General features: G+C 70.3%; 14 protein-coding genes. 7 read left to right on the top strand and 7 right to left on the bottom strand.

Annotated features, from left to right (window positions below; genetic code table 11):
- Positions 1 to 57: 57 nt before the first annotated feature.
- Positions 58 to 429, bottom strand: a complete 372-nt coding sequence (locus A176_RS26805; protein ID WP_002635536.1) for a hypothetical protein — start codon at positions 427 to 429, stop codon at positions 58 to 60.
- A gap of 256 nt (positions 430 to 685) precedes the next feature.
- On the opposite strand from A176_RS26805, the gene rplU reads away from it, so the two are divergent.
- The 7 genes from rplU (at position 686) to A176_RS26770 (ending at position 6,933) form a co-directional block, all read left to right on the top strand.
- Positions 686 to 994 carry a 50S ribosomal protein L21 gene (rplU, locus tag A176_RS26800; RefSeq protein WP_002635537.1) on the top strand — a complete coding sequence of 103 codons (309 nt, stop codon included), beginning with the start codon at positions 686 to 688 and terminating at the stop codon, positions 992 to 994.
- Between the two features lie 39 nt (positions 995 to 1,033).
- Positions 1,034 to 1,309 carry a 50S ribosomal protein L27 gene (rpmA, locus tag A176_RS26795; protein WP_044889390.1) on the top strand — a complete coding sequence of 92 codons (276 nt, stop codon included), beginning with the start codon at positions 1,034 to 1,036 and terminating at the stop codon, positions 1,307 to 1,309.
- A gap of 126 nt (positions 1,310 to 1,435) precedes the next feature.
- On the top strand, positions 1,436 to 2,959 hold the full coding sequence (obgE, locus tag A176_RS26790; protein WP_002635539.1) for a GTPase ObgE: 1,524 nt from the start codon (positions 1,436 to 1,438) through the stop codon (positions 2,957 to 2,959).
- 4 nt (positions 2,960 to 2,963) lie between these two features.
- Positions 2,964 to 3,641, top strand: coding sequence for a TrmH family RNA methyltransferase (locus A176_RS26785; RefSeq protein WP_002635540.1), 678 nt, complete (start codon positions 2,964 to 2,966; stop codon positions 3,639 to 3,641).
- A gap of 77 nt (positions 3,642 to 3,718) precedes the next feature.
- On the top strand, positions 3,719 to 4,486 hold the full coding sequence (lolA, locus tag A176_RS26780; protein ID WP_002635541.1) for an outer membrane lipoprotein periplasmic chaperone LolA: 768 nt from the start codon (positions 3,719 to 3,721) through the stop codon (positions 4,484 to 4,486).
- A gap of 10 nt (positions 4,487 to 4,496) precedes the next feature.
- Positions 4,497 to 5,921 (top strand): hypothetical protein, encoded by a 1,425-nt coding sequence (locus A176_RS26775; protein WP_002635542.1) that lies wholly within the window; start codon positions 4,497 to 4,499, stop codon positions 5,919 to 5,921.
- Between the two features lie 46 nt (positions 5,922 to 5,967).
- Positions 5,968 to 6,933: a hypothetical protein gene (locus A176_RS26770; RefSeq protein WP_226993998.1), complete on the top strand. Its 966-nt coding sequence runs from the start codon at positions 5,968 to 5,970 to the stop codon at positions 6,931 to 6,933.
- Between the two features lie 33 nt (positions 6,934 to 6,966).
- Here A176_RS26770 and rimO read toward each other — a convergent pair whose 3' ends face one another.
- From rimO to A176_RS26740, 6 genes are all read right to left on the bottom strand, one after another.
- A complete protein-coding gene (gene rimO, locus A176_RS26765) occupies positions 6,967 to 8,397 on the bottom strand; it encodes a 30S ribosomal protein S12 methylthiotransferase RimO (RefSeq protein WP_002635544.1) in 1,431 nt (476 codons plus the stop codon).
- A 5-nt stretch (positions 8,398 to 8,402) separates the two neighbouring features.
- Positions 8,403 to 9,506 (bottom strand): hypothetical protein, encoded by a 1,104-nt coding sequence (locus tag A176_RS26760; protein WP_002635545.1) that lies wholly within the window; start codon positions 9,504 to 9,506, stop codon positions 8,403 to 8,405.
- 8 nt (positions 9,507 to 9,514) lie between these two features.
- On the bottom strand, positions 9,515 to 10,012 hold the full coding sequence (locus A176_RS26755) for a YajQ family cyclic di-GMP-binding protein (RefSeq protein ID WP_002635546.1): 498 nt from the start codon (positions 10,010 to 10,012) through the stop codon (positions 9,515 to 9,517).
- A 21-nt stretch (positions 10,013 to 10,033) separates the two neighbouring features.
- Positions 10,034 to 11,674: a ribonuclease J gene (locus tag A176_RS26750; RefSeq protein WP_002635547.1), complete on the bottom strand. Its 1,641-nt coding sequence runs from the start codon at positions 11,672 to 11,674 to the stop codon at positions 10,034 to 10,036.
- Positions 11,675 to 11,776: 102 nt separating this feature from the next.
- Positions 11,777 to 11,959, bottom strand: a complete 183-nt coding sequence (locus tag A176_RS26745) for a hypothetical protein (protein ID WP_044889392.1) — start codon at positions 11,957 to 11,959, stop codon at positions 11,777 to 11,779.
- A 108-nt stretch (positions 11,960 to 12,067) separates the two neighbouring features.
- Positions 12,068 to 15,691: a serine/threonine-protein kinase gene (locus tag A176_RS26740; protein WP_226993997.1), complete on the bottom strand. Its 3,624-nt coding sequence runs from the start codon at positions 15,689 to 15,691 to the stop codon at positions 12,068 to 12,070.
- Between the last annotated feature and the right edge of the window lie 59 nt (positions 15,692 to 15,750).

The raw sequence follows: 15,750 nt of genomic DNA, 5'->3' as shown, positions 1-15,750 counted from the left end.
GTCAGGAGCCGGGCCCGGAGCTACACGGCGGCGTGAGGCTGGCTCACGCCACGGTGGCTACTCGTCGTCGTCGACGCCGCCGCAACCCTCGCTGACGGTGAAGTTGAGGCAGCGCTCGAGCTCGTTGGCCCAGGCCTCGAGGTTCGCGCTGCGGCACTGCGAGACGCCGCTGATGCAGTCCGCCGCGCCGCGGATCTTGTCCTTGTCCGCGTCAGTGCACGAGCTGAGCGACTCCTTGCACTGGTTGATCTCCTCCTCCCCCAGGCGGAGATCGGAGATGAAGGGGCTGATTTCCGGACAGCCGTCCACCTTCTTCGAGAGGGACGTAAATGCGTCCGCGAAGTCCTCGCAGATTTCTTCGTCGCCGCCGCAGCCGGCGCCAAAAACAAGAGAACTGGTGGCCACGAGGCCGATCAGGAGCTTCTTCATGGGTGGTTCCCCCTCGGGACGAGGTAGTCGGGCTGGGCCGCGGAAGGCGGTCGGAAGCCCGCTTTCCGAGTTAGCATCGCCCCAGGGGTCGAGTAAACCGCCAGGGAGTCGCGGTCTGATCCTTCAACCACCTTGACTCCCCAGGGTATCTCCCGTAAATCCCGCCGCCTTTGGCGCAATTGGATGGTCCACCCGTCCGAAATGCGCGGTCGATTCCACGGGTTGACCCAACCCGACAGATGACAGGGGTTTGACGATGTACGCAGTGATTCGCACGGGCGGGAAGCAGTACCGCGTCGCCGAGGGCGATGTGGTCCGGATCGAAAAGATCGCGGGCGACATCGGCGCCGAGGTGACCTTCACGGAAATCCTGATGCTCGGTGGTTCGGACAGCCCGAAGGTGGGCCAGCCGACCGTTTCGGGCGCCAAGGTGGTTGGCAAGGTCCTGGCTCAGGACAAGCACCGCCGCGTCCTCCATTTCCGGAAGGAGAAGGAGGGTTGGACCCGTCGCCGTGGTCACCGTCAGCCGTACACCGAGGTGAAGGTCACCTCCATCGCCGGTTAGTTCGGGCGGTTTCACCTCAAACTTCAGGAGCACGGTGTCATGGCTCATAAAAAAGGTCAGGGTTCTTCGCGCAACGGTCGCGATTCCAACCCGCAGTATCGTGGCGTGAAGGTGTACGGCGGTGAGACGGTGTCGGCGGGCAGCATCCTCGTCCGCCAGCTCGGCACGGTCATCCACGCTGGCTCCAACGTGAAGCTCGGCCGCGACTTCACCCTCTATTCGGTGGTGGACGGCGTGGTGAAGTACGAGCGCCTGGGCCGCGACCGCAAGAAGGTCTCGGTCTACCCGGCCGCCGCTGAGCAGGCGAGCGCCTGACGGCTGGCCGGCCCTTGAGGCCGGCGTCCGTGCGGCACCCACGAGCGGGTCGTTTCTCCAGTCCACGCGCCCTTCCGGCAGTGGGATGCGAGGGCGGCCCGCTCTTCGTTTATCCAGGAGTTCCAGATGAAGTTCGTCGACGAGGTCCGCATCTTCGTGAAGGCGGGGGACGGCGGTAATGGCTCCGTCTCGTTCCGGCGGGAGAAGTACATCGAGCGCGGTGGCCCCGACGGTGGGGACGGCGGCAACGGTGGCTCCGTCGTCTTCGTGGCGGATCCGCAGCTCACGACGCTGCTCGACTACCGCTACCAACAGCACCACCGCGCCAAGAATGGCGAGCACGGCATGGGCAGCGACTGCAACGGTCGCGCCTCGGATGACATGGTGCTCAAGGTGCCCGTGGGCACGCTGGTGAAGGACGCCAACACGGAAGAGCTGTTGGTGGACCTGAGCGAGGCCGGTCAGCGCTGGGTGGCGGCGAAGGGCGGGCGCGGCGGCCTGGGCAACATGAACTTCGCCACGTCCACCCGGCAGACGCCCCGCTTCGCCCAGGACGGGACGAAGGGCGAGGAGATCACACTCCGGCTGGAGCTGAAGCTGCTGGCGGACGTGGGGCTCCTGGGCTTCCCCAACGCGGGCAAGAGCACCTTCATCTCCCGCGTGAGCCGTGCGCGACCGAAGATCGCCGACTACCCCTTCACCACGCTGGTGCCCAACCTGGGCATGGTCCAGTACAAGGACGGCCTGTCCTTCGTGATGGCGGACATCCCCGGCATCATCGAGGGCGCCAGTGAAGGCGTGGGGCTGGGCCACCAGTTCCTGCGTCATGTCGAGCGGTGCAAGGTGCTGATCCACCTCATCGACATGGGCGCCGAGGGCGAGGGCCGCGCGCCCCTGCAGGACTTCGACGTGCTCAACGCGGAGCTGGCCAAGTACAGCCCGGAGCTGGCGTCCAAGCCGCAGGTGGTGGCCGCCAACAAGCTGGACCTGCCGGATGCCCAGGCCCGGCTCGAGGCCTTCACCGAGGCGCTGCGCAAGCGCGGCATTCGCGTCTACCCCGTGTCCTGCGCCACCGGCGAGGGCATGCAGTCGCTGATGGACTCCGTGGCGGAGGTGCTGTTCACGGGCCGCACGGACAAGCTCCACGTGGAGCCCCCCGCGAAGGCCGTCCGCGCGAAGAAGGTGGCGCGTGCTGGCGAGGCCGTGGCTGCTTCGGGCGCGAAGAAGGCCGGCGCCTCCTCCGCGAAGGGCAAGGCGGGTGCTTCGGCCTCGAAGAAGGCCCCGGCACGCAAGGCCAGCGCCTCCGCGGCCAAGAAGGCTCCGGCGCGCAAGTCGGGCACGGCCTCCTCGAAGAAGTCTCCGGCACGCAAGGTTGGCACTTCGGCCGCGAAGAAGGCCGCGGCGAAGAAGGCTCCCGCGCGCAAGGCGTCGGGCACGGCTTCCTCGAAGAAGGCCGCCGTGAAGAAGGCTCCTGCTCGCAAGTCGGGTACGGCCGCCGCGAAGAAGGCTCCGGCACGCAAGGTCGGCGCTGCGGCCACGAAGAAGCCCGCCGCGAAGAAGGCTCCGGCGCGTAAGTCGGCCACGACTTCCGCGAAGAAGCCCGCCGCCAAGAAGGCCCCAGCGCGCAAGTCGGCCGGCGGGAGGCGCTGAGGCCATGTCGGGTGGCGGCGAGCGCTACGAGCGTTACGAGCGGGAGCAATTCGAGCCGGAGCAGTTCCTGCTCGACGTGCGCAAGGAGAAGATTGATCGCGTGGTCAGTCACCGCACGCGCAACTTCACGGTGGTGCTCGATCGTTTGGAGGACAGCTTCAACATGGCCGCGGTGCTGCGCACCTGCGAGTCCATGGGCGTGCAGGAGGTCCACATCGTCATCAACCCGGAGGCCCCCTTCGTTCCCAACTCGAGGGTGGCCCAGGGTTGTGACAAGTGGCTGGACGTCAAGCTGTACAAGACGTTCACCGAGTGCCGCGAGCACCTGAAGTCACGCGGCTTCTCGCTGTACGCGTCCGCCATCCAGGACGGGGCCACGAGCCTCTACACGCTGCGCTTCGACACGAAGATGGCGCTCGTGTTCGGCAACGAGCGGTACGGCGTCAGCGAGGAAGTGCTGAAGGGCGTGGATGGGACGTTCTGGGTGCCCATGAAGGGGTTCAGCCAGAGCCTCAACATCTCCGCCGCGGCCTCTGCGTGTATCAGCCGGGCGATCGCCTGGCGGGATGAGCACCTGGGGCAGTCGGGGGACTTGTCCCCCGAGGATGCACAGGCCCTGAGAGAGCGTTTCTACGTGCTGGCCATCAAACAGAGGAAGCGCCTCTTCAAGAAGGCCCCGTGAATGCTGGGGCGCAGGCCCCGTCGAGATGGTTTAGATGGACACTGCGGGCCCCCAGGGCCTGCCTGGAGATGCACGCCATGTTCCTCGAAGCCCTGCTCGCCACGCTCCTGTCCGCTCCCGCAACACCCGCCGCCGCGCCGGTGAAGGCCGCTCCGGTGGCCCAGACGGCCCCGGCCCCCGCTGCCGCGAAGTCTCCCCCGGCGTCGACGGCCGCCGCGCCCGCGCCCGCCGCGGCGAAGCCCGCCATGACGCCGGAAGTGAAGACCCTGGTGGACCGGATGCAGGCCTTCTACGAGAAGACCAGCGACTTCCGCGCGGGCTTCCGCCAGGACTACAAGTACAAGACCTTCCGCCGCACGCAGACGTCCGAGGGCGTCGTCACCTACAAGAAGCCCGGCCTGATGCGCTTCGAGTACCAGAAGCCCTCGCCGCGCACCTTCGTGCTCGCGGGCAACAAGGTGTACGCATACGACCCGGCGGCGCAGAGCCTCACGGTGGCCGCCGTGGATACCAGCCAGCTCTCCGCCTCGGTGACGTTCCTCTTCGGTCAGGGCAAGCTCGCGGACGAGTTCGCCATCACGAAGGGCGCCTGCAAGGACTGCAAGGGCACGCTGCTGGTGTTGGACCCGCTGAAGAACGAGCCGCGCTTCCGTCAGGTTCGCCTCGAAGTGGACCCCGCCACGGCGCAGGTGCTGAAGAGCACGGTGGTGGACCCGGACGGCAGCGAGAACGCCATCTCGTTCCTCAACCTGAAGACGAACGTGGGCATCGACGCGGACAGCTTCAAGCTGGACGTGCCCGACGACACCCGCGTGGATGACTTCACGAAGTCCAAGAAGCAGTAACCTGGGGAACGTGCACCGCGCGTTCCTCCTGCTGGGGTGGTTGGGGCTGGCCGGAACCGGATGTCACCGGGAGCCGGCCGCGAGCCCTTCGCGTCCACAAGGCTTCCAGGGGCAGACCTTGCCCCTGTTGGCGTCACCGGCCTTGCGGCTCACCGTGGCGGGTCTCCTGGGCGCGCGGCCGGTGCCCGTGGTGCTCGATGTGGCGCGCCCCCTCTCGCTCGTGGCGCGAGGCTGCTTCCAGGGCGAGCCGCCCACGCCCGAAGGCACCATCCGCGCCCCGGAGCCCGCGGGCGGCTTCCGCTCCTGGCCCGTGGTCCCGCTGCCCGCGTTCTCCGTGGGCCCTGTTCGCTCGCCGATGAAGACCGCGGGCCTGTCCGGCGAGAAGGCGTGCGCGGTGACGTTGGGCGCGGACGTGCTGGAGCCCTACGCGCTCACCGTGGATCCACTGCGGCGGGAGGTCACCTTCACGGCTTCGCGTCCCCGCGCGGACTACGTGGCCGAGGCGGCCGCCTCGGAGGCGTCTCGCGAGGTCCACGTCATGGCGCTCAGCCGCGAGCCCCTGGGCGACTGGCCCCTGCTGGCCGCGCGGATGACCCAGGACGGCGCGGAACTCACGGGGCCCTTCGTCCTCGGCTCGCGGGAGCCCTTCTCCCGGGTGTCCGTGCGGTTCGCGGAGGCGCAGGGGCTGCAGCCGCTCGAAACCGCCGCGAACCTGCCGCCGCGCACCTTCGCGTTGGACGCGGTGGAGGTGGCTGACGGCGTGGGTGCTCGCCCGCTGGTGGTGGAGGCGGCCGGGCGGTGGGACTCTCCGAGCAGCCTGGGGCGACTGGGCCCGGATGTCTGGGGCCGCTTCACCGCGACGCTCGACGCGAAGGGCGGGGCGCTGGTGCTCCGGCGTCCCCGGTTGGGCCCCGCGGAGGACTCCACGGTGAGGCACTGTGCCGCGCCAGACGGCAGCTTCCGGGAAGAGGCCTGCTACGGCCTGCACGTCCGCCGCGAGCCCGACGGCAGCCTGGCGGTGAGCGGCGCCGTGTACCGGGATTTGCCCGAGGGTGGGCGGCTTCACCTGGAGCCGCTGGGGCCGGACGGGCAGAAGCTCACCTCGAGCTGTGGCGTGGGCCTGAGCTTCCCCGCCACCAGCCGAGGACTGACGACGCAGCACCGGCTGCCCTGGCGCTCGCTGGCGCAGTCGCTGCCTGCCTGCCACGCGGTGCTGACCACCGCCCGGGACTACACCCTGGCCCTGTTCGAGGAAGGCCGCCAGCCCGAGTGCCCCACGGCGTGCGTCTTCGTCACGGAGGCCACGTCACGCCGCACCGTCTGTGAGTGCCAGCCCACGCCGCTGGGCGAGGGGGTGGCGGTGCCGTCGCGGGGCGCTTCCTCGCGTGAGCCCCCGCCTGAGGAGCGGGAGCTGGAGCCCGAAGACCCGCGCTAGCGTTACCTGGACAGGGGCCGGGGTGCTGCGTTCTCCTCTGCCGCACATGCGACCGTCTCCCACCGAGTTCGACCACCAGTACACCGAACAGCGCCGCTCCATCGAGTTGGCCCGCCGCTACCTGGAGAAGGAGGGCGTCACGCGGATGTACGACGCCCTCTCGAAGGAAGTGGAGCGGGGCCGGTTGTCGGTGCAGGACGCGAGTGGCGCCATCCGCTTCGGGCTGCTGGCCATCATCGAGCGCGTGGCGGAGCGGGTGGGCTACACGCGCTACATCGAGATGCTGAAGGACTCGGAGATGCTGGACGCGCTCCGCTTCATGCTCGACGACATCTGCCGCCGCAAGGGCGTGGACACCTTCGAGTTCCGTCAGCAGTGGGCCCACACCAACCTCCAGGCCCTGCTGCGGGACTGGCACCTGGTGGTGCACGAGGAGCGGGGCCGTCACCGGTACGAGGTGGCCGCGGACCTGGCCCGGCGCCTGGTGGGCGAGACGCCCGGAACCCTTCAGGCCGAGACGCTGAAGCTGCCCACGGACTCCTTCGTGCTGCTCGTGTCCCCCGAGGCCGGGCTCATGGGGCAGGGGCCGGAGGGCACGCCCGTGCCCATCACCGAAATCTACGCCGTGGAGTCGCCGGCGCCGGAGGGCAAGGCCTGGTACCTGTGGCTCAGCATGCGGGACGCGTCGAACCGCGCGGCCCGGGCGCTCATCAACGTGTACCTCCAGGACGGGAGGACGCTGGACGACGCCATCGCCTTCACCCGGGAGCAGGGTGGGTCGCAGCAGGACAAGGGTTGGGAGGACTGCTGCCGGCTGCTCGCGGGCGTCGCGAAGCACGTGGCCGAAGGCGGCCCGGTGCGCGAGGTCTGGTACGACGCCACCGCGCGGGAGCTGCACGAGAAGCTGGCGGCCACGCCGAAGACGGCGAAGGCCGACCGGGAGAAGCTGCGTGAGCGCCTGCGGGCCGTCAGCCCGGGGCGCACGCTGGTGCTGGAGGAGCCCTCGCGCTGAGGAGGGCTCCCGCGGCGTCCGGGGCCTTCGCGGTTACTCCGCGCGAGGCGCCGGGCGCTGCAGCTTCGACAGCGGCACGGGGGCCGGAGGGGCATCGCGGGCGGTGAGCTCGCGGTCCTTCGGGTCCGGGCGCTCCACCACGCGGGCCACCAGGTCGTAGTCGTGCGCCTCCGTCACCTCCACGGTGACGATTTCGCCCGGGTACGCCATGCCGTCGTTGATGTAGACCATGCCGTCGATGTCCGGCGCCTGGCCCTGGTGGCGACCCACCAGCAGGTGCTCCGTCTCCGGCGCGGGGCCTTCCACCAGCACCTCCAGGCGCTTGCCCACGAGCTTCTTGTTCTGCTCGCGGTTGATGCGCTTCTGGATGGCCATGACCTCGCGCCAGCGGCGCTCGATGGTCTTCTGCGGCACCTTGTCCGGCAGGTGGTAGGCGGCGGTGCCCTCTTCGTCGGAGTACTGGAAGACGCCCAGGCGCTCGAAGCGCTGCGTCTTCACGAACTCCTTCAGCATCTCGAAGTCCTCGTCCGTCTCGCCGGGCAGGCCGACGATGAGCGAGGTGCGCATCACCAGGCCGGGGACGCGCTCCCGCAGCTTGGTCAGCAGGCCCTTGAGGAACTCCGAGTTGCGGCCGCGCTTCATGGACAGGAGCAGCTTGTCGCTGACGTGCTGCACCGGCATGTCCAGGTACCGGGCAATCTTCGGCTCCGAGGCCATCACGTCGATGAGCTCGTCCGGGAACACGCGCGGGTAGGCGTAGTGGAGGCGGATCCACTTCACGTCCACCTGCACCAGCGCCTTGAGCAGGTCGTGCAGCTTCGGCCGGCCGGGCAAATCGTGCCCGTAGGCCGTGAGGTCCTGCGCGACGAGGTTCAGCTCCTGCACGCCGCTCTCCGCCAACTGCTTGGCCTCGGCGACCACGTCGTCGATGGTCCGCGAGCGCTGCCCGCCGCGCAGGGTGGGGATGATGCAGAAGGCGCAGGCGTTGTCGCAGCCCTCGGACACCTTGAGGTACGCCGTGTACTTCGGCATCGAGTTGATGCGCGGCGTGTTGGCGTCGTGGATGTAGTCGGGGTCCGGAATCACCTGACGCGGCGAGGCCTCGGCGGCCAGCAGGTCACCAATCTGGGCGTACGCGCTGGTGCCCAGGAAGTGGTCGACCTCCGGCATCTCCTTCGACAGCTCGTCGCCGTAGCGCTGCGACAGGCAGCCCGTCACCACCAGCGTCTTGCAGGCCCCGGACTTCTTCAGCTCGGCCATCTCCAGGATGGAGTCGACCGACTCCTGCTTGGCGGGGCCGATGAAGGCGCACGTGTTGACGACGATGACCTGGGCGTCGGAGGCCTCCTGCACCAGGGTGTAGCCGCGGTGGCGCAGCGTGCCCAGCATCACCTCGGAGTCCACCCGGTTCTTCGGGCAGCCGAGGGTCATCATGTACAGGCTCTTGGGGGTGGTGGTTTCCACTGCGTCTACCGCTTTCCGAGTTCGGTTCGCGAGAAGTGGGTCCCACTCCAGGCGAAGTTCATGGACGTACCGTTCGAGTAACGGATGGACAGCACGCCCTCTTCATCCAGTTCCACCGACGACGTGCGCCCCAGCGCGCACGTAGCGGCCGGCCACTCGAGCACCCGCCGGGCCGTCTTCCCGGTGACGTGGTAGAAGCCCAACCGCAGCTCGTCATCGGCGTCACATTGACCGGCGACGGCATACGGATTCTTCCCGGACACCACTGTCACGATGCGGCCGTCGTCCGGCAGGCTGAGCGTGTCCGGCACGTTCAGGTCGACGGTCGACGGGTTGACGGCCTCGGGAGCAACCAGGCTGCGCAGCGAGGCGGGCGTCAGCGCGTCGTCACCCTGCGCCCAGGCCGGGTAGCTCATGTAGTCCCAGCCCAGCCAGCCATCCTGGCGCGGCTCGAGCGCCGTCACCGTCTCCGGCGGCTTCAGCTTGAGGCCCTTGCGCGGCTCGTCCGACAGCCGCAGCGCGTCCCCCACCATGGTGCCGCTCTGGCAGTTGGAGATGGAGGTCACCTTGGCCTCCGCGCTGTCCCGGTCCTCGTAGGTGAGGCACAGGTCGAACACGAGCGGATCCACCGCGGGGAAGCGGGGGAAGGCGCGCACCGGCACCGACGCCATCAGCAGCAGCGTGTTGCCCTGGCGCTGCACCGCCGCCGTCACCAGGTCCTGGGCGAACTGCGGCGTGCCGCTGTTCGCGCCCGAGGCCCGCTTGCCGTCGAAGGCGAAGCGCCACGTGTAGCCGGTGGAGGTGGGGCCGGTGTTCGGGAAGTAGAGCGACAGCGTGAGCAGGTCCCCGGCCTGGAGCTGGTCGTCGGTGGCCTCCACGCCCACGTAGAGCGTGTCCTTGCGCGCGCCCACCTTGGCGGTGAACGACGCGGTGGCGCCCTCCGTGGCCACGGGCTTGAGCACCAGCGGCGAGGTGAAGGCCTTCAGGCCGCCCTGGATGCGGGGCGGCTTGGCCAGGGACGGAACCAGCTTGGAGGAACGCTCCGCCTGGGCGGACGCGACGCCGGGGACGCAGAACAGGAGGCAGAAGGACAGGGCGGCAGCGCGCATGGGCCTCTTCAATCGCGGAAGTTGGTGAACTGCATGTCCAGCTTCAGCCGGTCCTGCTCCTTGCGGAACAGGGCGATGGCCGCCTGGAGGTCATCCCGGTTCTTCCCGGTGACGCGAAGCTGGTCGGCCTGGATGGAGCCCTGGACCTTCATCTTCGAGTCCTTGAGCAGCTTCACCAGCTCCTTGGACTTCTCCACGGGGATGCCCTGCTGGAGCTTGATGGCCTGCTTCACGTTGTGAAGGCCCGTCTTCTCGATGTCGCCATACTCCAGCGCGAACAGGCTGATGTTCCGCTTCGCCAGCTTCGCCAGGAGGACTTCCTTGGCGGCCTGGACGCGGTCCTCGCTGTTGGCCTTCACGGTGATGGCGGTATGGTCCGGGGCCAGCACCACATCGGCGTGGGTGCCCTGGAAATCGTACCGGGTGCTGATCTCCTTCTTGGTCTGGTTGACCGCGTTGTCGAGCTCAGCCAGGTCGATTTTCGAGACGACGTCGAAGGATGGCATGGGTGGCGGCCCTTACCATACCTACACCCGGACGACCAAGGGCACCACCAGGGGGCGCTTGGAGGTGTGCGCCTTGAAGGCCCGCCGCACGGCCCGGGTGAGTTCCTCTCTCACCAGGGCGTCATCGCCCCGCAGGGTGGGGGACAGTTCCTCGAAGTGCGCCAGCGCGTCCCTCGCCACCCGGGGCAGCAGCACCTGTTCGTCCACGGACAGCCCCTGGCCGGAGAGCTGGGGCCCCGCGACGACCTTCTGGGAGTCCCGCTGGAGGACCACCACGGCGGCCACCATGCCCGTCTCCGACAGCCGGACGCGTTCTTGGAGCGTGTCCGGCGTCAGCAGCCCACTGCCGAACCGGTCCTTGAGGACGCGGCCCACGGGCACGCTGCCGGTGAAGCGGCCCCGGCCCTCCTCGAACGTCACCACGTCGCCGTCCTGCGCCAGCAGGCACTGGGCGGGCTCCAGGCCGGCCTCGCGCGCGGTGAGCAGGTGCCTGTGCAGGTGGCGGCCCTCGCCGTGGACGGGGATGAAGTGGGCCGGCTTCACCAGGTCCAGCACGCGCCGCTGCTGAGGCTGGCTGGCATGGCCGGAGACGTGGATGCCCGGCTCCACCTGGGCGTAGGCCACGCGCGCGCCGCGCCACAGCAGGGCGTCGATGAGCGCGCCCACGGAGCGCTCGTTGCCGGGGATGGGCCGCGAGCTGAGCACCACCAGGTCGCCGGGATTCAGCCGCACCGGGCCCTCTCCCGAGGCGAGCTGGGACAGTCCGGCGCGGGGCTCCCCTTGGGCTCCGGTGGTCAGCACGAGCACGCGCTGCGCGGGCAGGGCGGGCACGGTGTCCACGTGGACGAAGAGGGAGTCGGGCACGTCGAGGTAGCCCAACTGCCGCGCCATCTCCACGTTGCGAATCATGCTGCGGCCCTGGAGGGCCACCTTGCGCCCCAGCCGCTCGGCCAGGGCGAGCAGGTGCCGCACGCGGTGCAGGTTGGAGGAGAACTGCGCGACGACGATGCGCCCGGTGGCGCCCTGGAAGAGGCGCTCGAAGGTCTGCTCCACCACGCGCTCGCTGCCCGTCTCCTCCTTCACCTCGGAGTTGGTGGAGTCGGAGAGGAGGCACAACACGCCTTCCTCGCCGGCCTCGCCCCAGCGCTCCAGGTCCGTGCGCAGCCCGTCGATGGGGTCCGGGTCCAGCTTGAAGTCCCCGGTGTGGATGAGCGTGCCTTCGGGCGTGCGCAGGATGTAGCCCACCGCGTCCGGCACCGTGTGCGTGACACGGCTGGCCTCCACGCGGAAGGCGGTGCCCACGGAGAAGGGCTCGCGCGGCTCGATTTCGCGCAGGTCCGCCTCGATGCCCAGCTCCTCCAACCGGTGGCGCGCCATGGCCAGCGTGAAGCGCGTGCCGTAGACGGGGACGGGGATTTCGTTGAGCAGGTAGGGCAGCGCGCCCAGGTGGTCTTCATGGCCGTGCGTCAGCAACACGCCCTGGAGCTGCGCGGCGTTCTGCTTCAGGTGGCCGAAGTCCGGAATGATGATGTCCACGCCGGGCATCCCCGAGGAGGGGAACATCAGCCCGGCGTCGATGAGCAGCATCTCCCCACGGCAGGCGATGACCATGGAGTTGAGGCCGATTTCGCCCAGGCCGCCCAGGGGAATGACGTGAAGCATTGGAGGAAGTCTAAAGATTCACCCTGCCTGCTGCGGCGGAAAGTGAGGGGTGCGCCACGAATGGCGTGAGGGGGCTGCGTGGCTGCACGGAGGGCGACCGCGTCAAACGCGGATGGGGACGCCGCGCCCGGACTCCGTCTGGACGAACCTGTCCGCGAGGACCTGGCCCACGCGCTCGAGAACCGCGAGGGCTGGCGTGAGCGGGGCGGTTCGGACCTGCGCGGCGGTGCCTCGGCGGGGCGGTGCGGGACTGGCGGGCCGAGGGCTGGCGGACAGGACGTGCATGACACTCTCCGGAACATGCGGGGCGGGCCCGCGGCGGAACGCTCTCGGGATTGTCGAAGGGGCGCTTGAAAATGTGCGTGGAGGGGCGTGATTTCCAGACACCGTGTGTCAGCGCCCCCGGCGCCGGAGGGTCTGCAACCAGCCCCGGACGTCGCTGGCCTCGGTGGCGTAGGTGTTCTCCGCGGACGAGTAGAAGTGGAGGGCCTGGGTGGCCAGTCCACGGGCGCGGGGCCCGTCCTGCTTCACCAGGGTGCGGGCAAGGGCGAAGCGTGTGCTCGCGAGGTCCTCGGCGGGGCCCGGGTGCGCGGTCCGCAGGGTGAGCGCGTGCTCCAGCGTGCCGCGGGCCTCGTGCGTCTTGCCCAGGGCATGCAGCGCCAGGCCCAGCGTGGTGAGGGGGGCCGCCGCGTCCGGGTGGTTCTTCTGGACGGCCTCGTAGGCGGTGATGCTCCGGCGGGCGTAGTCCATCGCGTCGCGTGGTTTACCCTCGCGCAGGGCCAGGGCGCCCAGCAGCGCCAGGTCGGTGGCGGTCTCCGGGTGCTCGGGGCCGTAGGCCTTCAGGTCCACGGCCAGGGCGCGCTCTCGCAGCGGGCGGGCCTCGGCGAGGCGGTCGAGCGCCTCCAGCGCCTCCGCGAGGTTGTTGAGGGGATAGCTCAACGTGGCGCTGTCGGGGCCCAGCGATTGTTCCTCCAACTGGATGGCGCGCCGGAGGTAGGGGAGGGCCTCCTCGAAGCGGCGGACGATGACCAGGTGGTAGCCCATGGCGTTGGAGGCCATGGCCGTCTGCGGATGCTCCGGGCCCAGCACGCGCTCCGTGGTCTCCAGCACGCGGTGCAGCAGGCCCATGGCGCGCTCCGTCTCGGGTGTGCGCGACAGGGCGGCGGCTTGATTGCGGAGGGACTCCAGGGTCAGCAGGTGCTCGGCGCCCAGCTCCTTTTCTCGCAGCGCCGCGGAGCGACCGAAGGACTCCGCGGCCTGGGCGTATTGGCCCCTGAGGAAGGCGTTGCGGCCCAGGCTCGTCTGGAGCAGGGCCTCCAGCTCCGACGCGCCGCCCGCGCGCTGGATGGACGAGCGCGCCTGCTCCACGCTCCAGGCCTCCAACGTGGGTTCGGCCGTGACGGTCGTCACCAGCCGCGCGGCGGCACGGGCCGCGAGCTGGTCATGCCGGTGGGCCTGCGCGGTGAAGAGGGCCTCGCGCAGCGCGGTGGAGGCACGGGCGTCGTCTCCCGCGACGAGCCCGAGCCGGCCCTCCAGCTCCAGCGCCTCCGCGAGCACCGGCCCATAGCCGAGCGCGCGCGCCTCGGTCAGCACGGCCTTGGCCTCTTCCTGGGCCTGGGGGTAGCGGCCGGCGTCCACCAGGACGGTGGCCCGGTCCACCCGGGCGCGCAGGGCCTCCACCTGTTGCCGCTGCCCGGCGGGCTCCGACAGCCCCTTCCAGAGCGAGTCCACGTCCCCGCACGCGGCGATGGGGGGCAGTCGCTGGGCCGCGTCGGGCGCCGCGACGAGCGCCTCGGCATCCGTCTGCGCGAGCACGCCCGTGAGCGCCGCCAGGGCCGAGTGGCGGCGGTCCAGACACGCCATGCGCAGCGCGAGCACGTGGTCGGACTGGAGGCCCTGGACGTGGGTGGCCTCGCAGGCCTCGCGGTGCATGCGGGTCCACTCGTGCGAGAAGCCGTCCAGGGTCGCCGCCACGCGGTCGAACGCGGCGGCGGCGTGGGGCTTGCCCGTGGCGGTGAAGGCCTTCTGGATTTCCACCCGGCGCGCGGCGTCCCAGACGCCAGACAGCCGGACTTCGGCGTCCGGGCAGGGGCCATCGCGGTGCGAGAACACGAGCAACCAGGTGACGGCGACCACGCTGTTGAGCAGCAGGGACGCGCCAGCCACCGCGCCACGGCGCCGCCAGGCCGCGGAGGGGTCCAGTCCCAGCGCGTCCAGCAGCACGCCCATGGACGGGAAGCGCGCTTCGGGAGACGGAGACAGGCCCCGGGTGACGGCGCGCAGCACCCACGCGGGGACGCGGCTGCCTCGCGGGGGCGGACGCACGCGGCCGGCGCGGGCCTCGTCCAGGTACTCGTCTGGGCGCTTGCCGTTGAAGGGAAGCTGTCCGTAGAGGGCTTCGTAGAGCGAGGCGCAGAAGCTGAACTGGTCGCCGCGCGCGTCGATGCGCCCGTCCTCGTGCTGCTCGGGCGGCATGTACGCGGGCGTGCCCATGACGAGCCCGGCCTCGGTGAGCGCCGTCTGGAGCAGGTCGTCCTGGGCGAGGCGCGGCAGCGCGGGCGTGGTGCCGCGTCCCGCCTCGGCCGCTTCCATGTCGGCGGTGGTGCGCGCCAGCCCGAAGTCCGTCACCTGCGCGCGGCCCTCCTTGCTGACGAGCACGTTGGCGGGCTTGAAGTCCCGGTGCACCAGTCCGGCCGCGTGCGCTGCGGCGAGCCCGCGGCCCGCCTGACGGAAGATGCCGAGCACCTCGCGCCAGGTGCGGTGCTCGGCGCGGAGCCAGTGGCGCAGGGACAGTCCGTCCACCCGCTCCATGGCGATGAACACGCGCCCCGCGAACGTGCCCGCGTCGTAGACGGAGACGACGTTCGGATGGGACAGCCGCGCCATGGCCTGGGCTTCGCGCAGCAGCCGCGACGAGCCATCCGAGCGCGCCGCCGGGTTGGCATCCGGGTGCAGCAGCTTGATGGCCACGCGCCGGTGCAGCTCCGGGTCATAGGCGCTGTAGACGGCACCCATGCCCCCCGCGCCCAGCGTGTCGAGGATGTGGTAGCGGCCCACGCGGACCTGCGCGGAGTTCCGGGGCTCGGTGTCCTCGGCTTCCTTGCGGACGGTGGCGCCACCCGCCTTCCCGGCGCCGGAGGCTGGTGCCTTCAAGGGCGAGGGCGCCATCGGGATGGAGAGGGTGACGCGGGAGCCTCGCGCCTCCGCGACGGACGCGCCGCCATTCGGAGCCGCCACCCACTTCGCGCCCGCGCTCGATGGGAGCACCTGGGCGCCCGCGAAGGACTTGTTCCCCACGGCCTGTGCGGACGCAGGGAGCGAGACGTTCGCCTTGTCGCCAGGGCTGGGGGCGGGCACCGCGTGGACGGACGCCGGGAGCGGGGCGTGGGCTTTTCCGCCAGGGCTGGGGGCTGGCGCTGCGTGGGTGGATGGCACCACCATCCGTCCACCCAGGTCCCGAGGGGGCTCGGGTGGCGGGAGGGAGACCGCGGCCGGAGGCACGGGGATGGCAGGCGCGGCGAGGGCGGGCGGTGCGGGAATGGCGGTGGGCGCGGCGAGAGCGCCGCGCGCAGGGGATTCGGCGGGGGCGCCGCGTACGGTGGGCTCAGCGGGAGCGCCGCGCGAGGGATTCTCTGTGAGCGCGCTACGTGCGGGGGACTCGGTGAGCGCGCCGCGCGCGGGAGGCTCCTGCGGCGGGACCTCGAGGTCCGTTTGCGTCTCCGTGGGAGGCCGGGGCGGAGGCGCCGGTGGACGGCCGCCGCCCCGGTTCGCCACCCGGATGGGCTCGGTGGGGAGCACGTCATCCTCATCGCTGCCCATCGCCGGAGTCGCGAGGTCCGTCGAGATGGCGTCGCTGGTCGCGGACCGCAGCGCGGCCGCTCCAGGAGGCGTCACCCGGGCCAGCAGCCGGGCGCACTTGCGGCATCCTTCCGCGTGCCGGCGCAGGGGACTGGATTCAGAGGCACGAAGCTGTCCAGCGGCGAGCGCGCGCGCGGTGATTTCGTCGAAGCAGGACACGGAGGGAATGTTCTCCCACGCTCCGTGTCCCCAAAAAAGGGGGGCCTGCATCCCCGGGG

The organism is Myxococcus hansupus, from assembly GCF_000280925.3.
Lineage (GTDB): Bacteria > Myxococcota > Myxococcia > Myxococcales > Myxococcaceae > Myxococcus > Myxococcus hansupus.
This window is presented reverse-complemented; position numbering and strand designations above follow the sequence as displayed.

Excerpts from the sequence above, each read along its gene's own strand:
- A176_RS26805 (WP_002635536.1), bottom strand. The coding sequence starts at position 429 with ATGAAGAAGCTCCTGATCGGCCTCGTGGCCACCAGTTCTCTTGTTTTT.
- rplU (WP_002635537.1), top strand. The coding sequence starts at position 686 with ATGTACGCAGTGATTCGCACGGGCGGGAAGCAGTACCGCGTCGCCGAG.
- rpmA (WP_044889390.1), top strand. The coding sequence starts at position 1,034 with ATGGCTCATAAAAAAGGTCAGGGTTCTTCGCGCAACGGTCGCGATTCC.
- obgE (WP_002635539.1), top strand. The coding sequence starts at position 1,436 with ATGAAGTTCGTCGACGAGGTCCGCATCTTCGTGAAGGCGGGGGACGGC.
- A176_RS26785 (WP_002635540.1), top strand. The coding sequence starts at position 2,964 with ATGTCGGGTGGCGGCGAGCGCTACGAGCGTTACGAGCGGGAGCAATTC.
- lolA (WP_002635541.1), top strand. The coding sequence starts at position 3,719 with ATGTTCCTCGAAGCCCTGCTCGCCACGCTCCTGTCCGCTCCCGCAACA.
- A176_RS26770 (WP_226993998.1), top strand. The coding sequence starts at position 5,968 with ATGCGACCGTCTCCCACCGAGTTCGACCACCAGTACACCGAACAGCGC.
- A176_RS26760 (WP_002635545.1), bottom strand. The coding sequence starts at position 9,506 with ATGCGCGCTGCCGCCCTGTCCTTCTGCCTCCTGTTCTGCGTCCCCGGC.
- A176_RS26755 (WP_002635546.1), bottom strand. The coding sequence starts at position 10,012 with ATGCCATCCTTCGACGTCGTCTCGAAAATCGACCTGGCTGAGCTCGAC.
- A176_RS26750 (WP_002635547.1), bottom strand. The coding sequence starts at position 11,674 with ATGCTTCACGTCATTCCCCTGGGCGGCCTGGGCGAAATCGGCCTCAAC.
- A176_RS26745 (WP_044889392.1), bottom strand. The coding sequence starts at position 11,959 with ATGCACGTCCTGTCCGCCAGCCCTCGGCCCGCCAGTCCCGCACCGCCC.